This window comes from Kitasatospora sp. NPDC091257, from assembly GCF_044757675.1.
Taxonomy (GTDB): Bacteria; Actinomycetota; Actinomycetes; order Streptomycetales; family Streptomycetaceae; genus Kitasatospora; species Kitasatospora lactacystinica.
This window is the reverse complement of the sequence record NZ_JBIVVI010001330.1, coordinates 1-2,325: the sequence shown is the minus strand read 5'-3', so window position 1 is coordinate 2,325 and position 2,325 is coordinate 1. Positions and strand designations below refer to the sequence as shown.

3 protein-coding genes are annotated in these 2,325 nt (G+C 72.0%); 1 reads left to right on the top strand and 2 read right to left on the bottom strand.

Features of this window, described 5'->3' with window-relative positions:
• The first annotated feature begins 82 nt into the window (after positions 1 to 82).
• The gene (locus ACIQOV_RS37910; RefSeq protein ID WP_401055319.1) at positions 83 to 211 is read left to right on the top strand and encodes a hypothetical protein; all 129 of its coding nucleotides are present in this window, start codon (positions 83 to 85) and stop codon (positions 209 to 211) included.
• Here ACIQOV_RS37910 and ACIQOV_RS37905 read toward each other — a convergent pair.
• Both ACIQOV_RS37905 and ACIQOV_RS37900 read right to left on the bottom strand, forming a co-directional pair.
• The gene (locus tag ACIQOV_RS37905) at positions 180 to 986 is read right to left on the bottom strand and encodes an N-acetyltransferase (RefSeq protein WP_401055318.1); all 807 of its coding nucleotides are present in this window, start codon (positions 984 to 986) and stop codon (positions 180 to 182) included. The genes ACIQOV_RS37910 and ACIQOV_RS37905 overlap by 32 nt on opposite strands.
• 108 nt (positions 987 to 1,094) lie before the next feature.
• Entirely contained in the window at positions 1,095 to 1,940 is an 846-nt protein-coding gene (locus ACIQOV_RS37900) for a class I SAM-dependent methyltransferase (protein WP_380540768.1), read from the bottom strand.
• Positions 1,941 to 2,325 lie beyond the last annotated feature (385 nt).

The window sequence follows — 2,325 nt, the reverse complement described above, 5'->3', positions numbered from 1 at the left end:
CAAAGCAACAGGCTAACCCGGACACCCCGGACACCCCGGCGACGTCCCGCCGGCCGCCCTCGCCCGGCTGCGGGAGGCGGCGGTGGCCACCGTCGGCCCCGCCGGTCTGCCGCCCGAGCGCCGCCCCGAGGCCGGTCCGGACGAGGTGCGGCTCATGTCCGCCTTCGCCTGGACCGCCGTCAGGGCCGGGGAGCGGCTACCTGCGGCGTGACCACGGGCCTGACGCCCGGCACGTCCTCCGCCGCGACCGGGTGGGTGATCCACACCCCGGGCTCCCAGTACGAGCCGAGGTCCCGTGCACGCTCGATCCGCAGCGTGGAGAGGCCTCCCGGGAAGACGTAGTCGCCGTCCTCCGGAAAGGCGAGGCCGGTCCAGCGTTCCCATTCGGCCACCGTCCCGGTGATCCGCGACGACTGTTCCGAGGCTCCGGCGATCGTGCCGCCGGCGCCCACCTGGGTGCGGATCCACGGGTCGAGCGGGGCCCCGTCCGCGCGCCGCCAGCCCGCGTACCGTTCGATTGGCACCAGCGGGTACCGGTCCTTCCAGGTGGGCCGCACCGGTACCAGCACCGTCTCCAGGGCGGCCCGCCGCGCCACTTGGCGCATCGCGTCGAGGAGCACGGTGGAGAATCCCTTGCGCTGGTAGTCCTCCGCGACCTCGATGCCCAGCGCGCACAGGGCGCCGGCGGTCCGGCCCGCCGCGCGGTCCGCGAACGCCCGGGCGATGGAGTCGTCCAGGCCGGGGCCGAGGTCGGCGGCCGTGCCGTCCCAGGTGCGCGGCAGCGAGCGTCCGGCGCCGGCCACCACCTCGCGCACGTCGTCGTACAGGACGAACTGGTAGTCGGGGAACTCCTCGAACAGCCGGTTCCAGTAGGCGTCGTTGACGTCTCCGTGCAGGTTGTACTCGGGCACGATGCCGGCGAACCGTTCCGGCATGCGGTCCCACAGTTCGGGGCGCTCCGCGTGGGTCACCACGACCAGGGCCATCGGACCGTTCTCCTCTCCTCGTGAACCTACGGGCCTGCGGGATCTGCGGGAGCTGCGGGACCTACGGGCCCCACCGGAACCACCGGAACCCACCGGAACCCACCGGACCTACGCGGGAACTTCGACGTCCCAGACGATGACGATCGGCAGCCCGTCCCAGGCCGCCCGTGCCGCGTCCGCGATGAACTCCTCGTAACCGCCGGGCGCGAGGCGTCCGTTGAAGAGCGGTTCGTGGCAGGCCCGCACCCGCAGCCCCGCTCCGGTGAACGCCTCCAGGTACCGCCCGGGGAGGTGGACGTGGTTGCGGATGAAGGCGAGCCGGTCGGAGCCGTGCACGAAGAGGCACTGCCCCTGCAGGGCGATGACGAACGGGTGCATGTCCGAGACGAGGATCCGCCCGCCCGGCCGGACCACCCGGGCCAGCTCGGACACTCCCGCCGCGAGGTCCGGCAGGTGGGTCATGGCCAGCGAGCAGACCGCGAGATCGACCGAGTCGTCATCGAGCGGCAGCTTTTCCAGGTGCCCGAGCCGGTACTCGGCCTCGGGGGCGCGCTCGCGGGCTCTGGCCAGCATCTCGGGCGACTGGTCCACGCCGATGGTGCGGTGCCCGCGGGAGACGAGGGCGCCGGTCTGGCGACCGGTGCCGCAGGCGGCGTCGAGGGCGGTGCCCGTGGGGAGGGTGTCGAGGATCCCGTGCAGCACGGGCTCCTCGACCTCGATGTAGGAGCTGGGCAGCGAGTCGTACACCGCCGACCAGGAGGCGTAGCCCTCGGCGGCGTCGAGTTCGCTGACGTCGGCGCCGCCGTCCGGCAGCCGCCCGTCACCCGACGCGAAGCGCCGGATGTCCTCGACGCGTTCCCGCAGGAACGTCTCGTCCCCGTCCACGGCGTGGCGCAGAAGTGCCAGCCCTTCGATTCCCAGGACGAGTTCCCGTACCCGGAATTCACTGCTCATGAGAGCCCCTTGTCGATGACCGGAGGTGACGGATTCGCGGTAGCCGGTCGGTGCGGCTGGATTTCGCCCTACCCCGTTCGGCCGGAAGAACGCGGCCTGCCCGGTCCGCTGTCCGAAAGGCGGCTCCGAATTGACCGGTTCACGGACCCGTTGCCCGGAATTCCCGCACCCCCTACCATGGCTTGCCGAATCGGCCGGAATACCCATTCGAGGGCCGATCGTTCTGCTGGGGAGGCGGAATGATAGAGGGATATGTCGGGCGGGAGAGCGTCACCTCGGGGGGAGAGCTGACGGTTCACGTCTCCACCGACGCCGCCCGGTTCCGGCTGAGGTTCTACCGGCTGGGCGCGGACCTGGACCTGGTGGCGGAGACCGGCTGGTACCC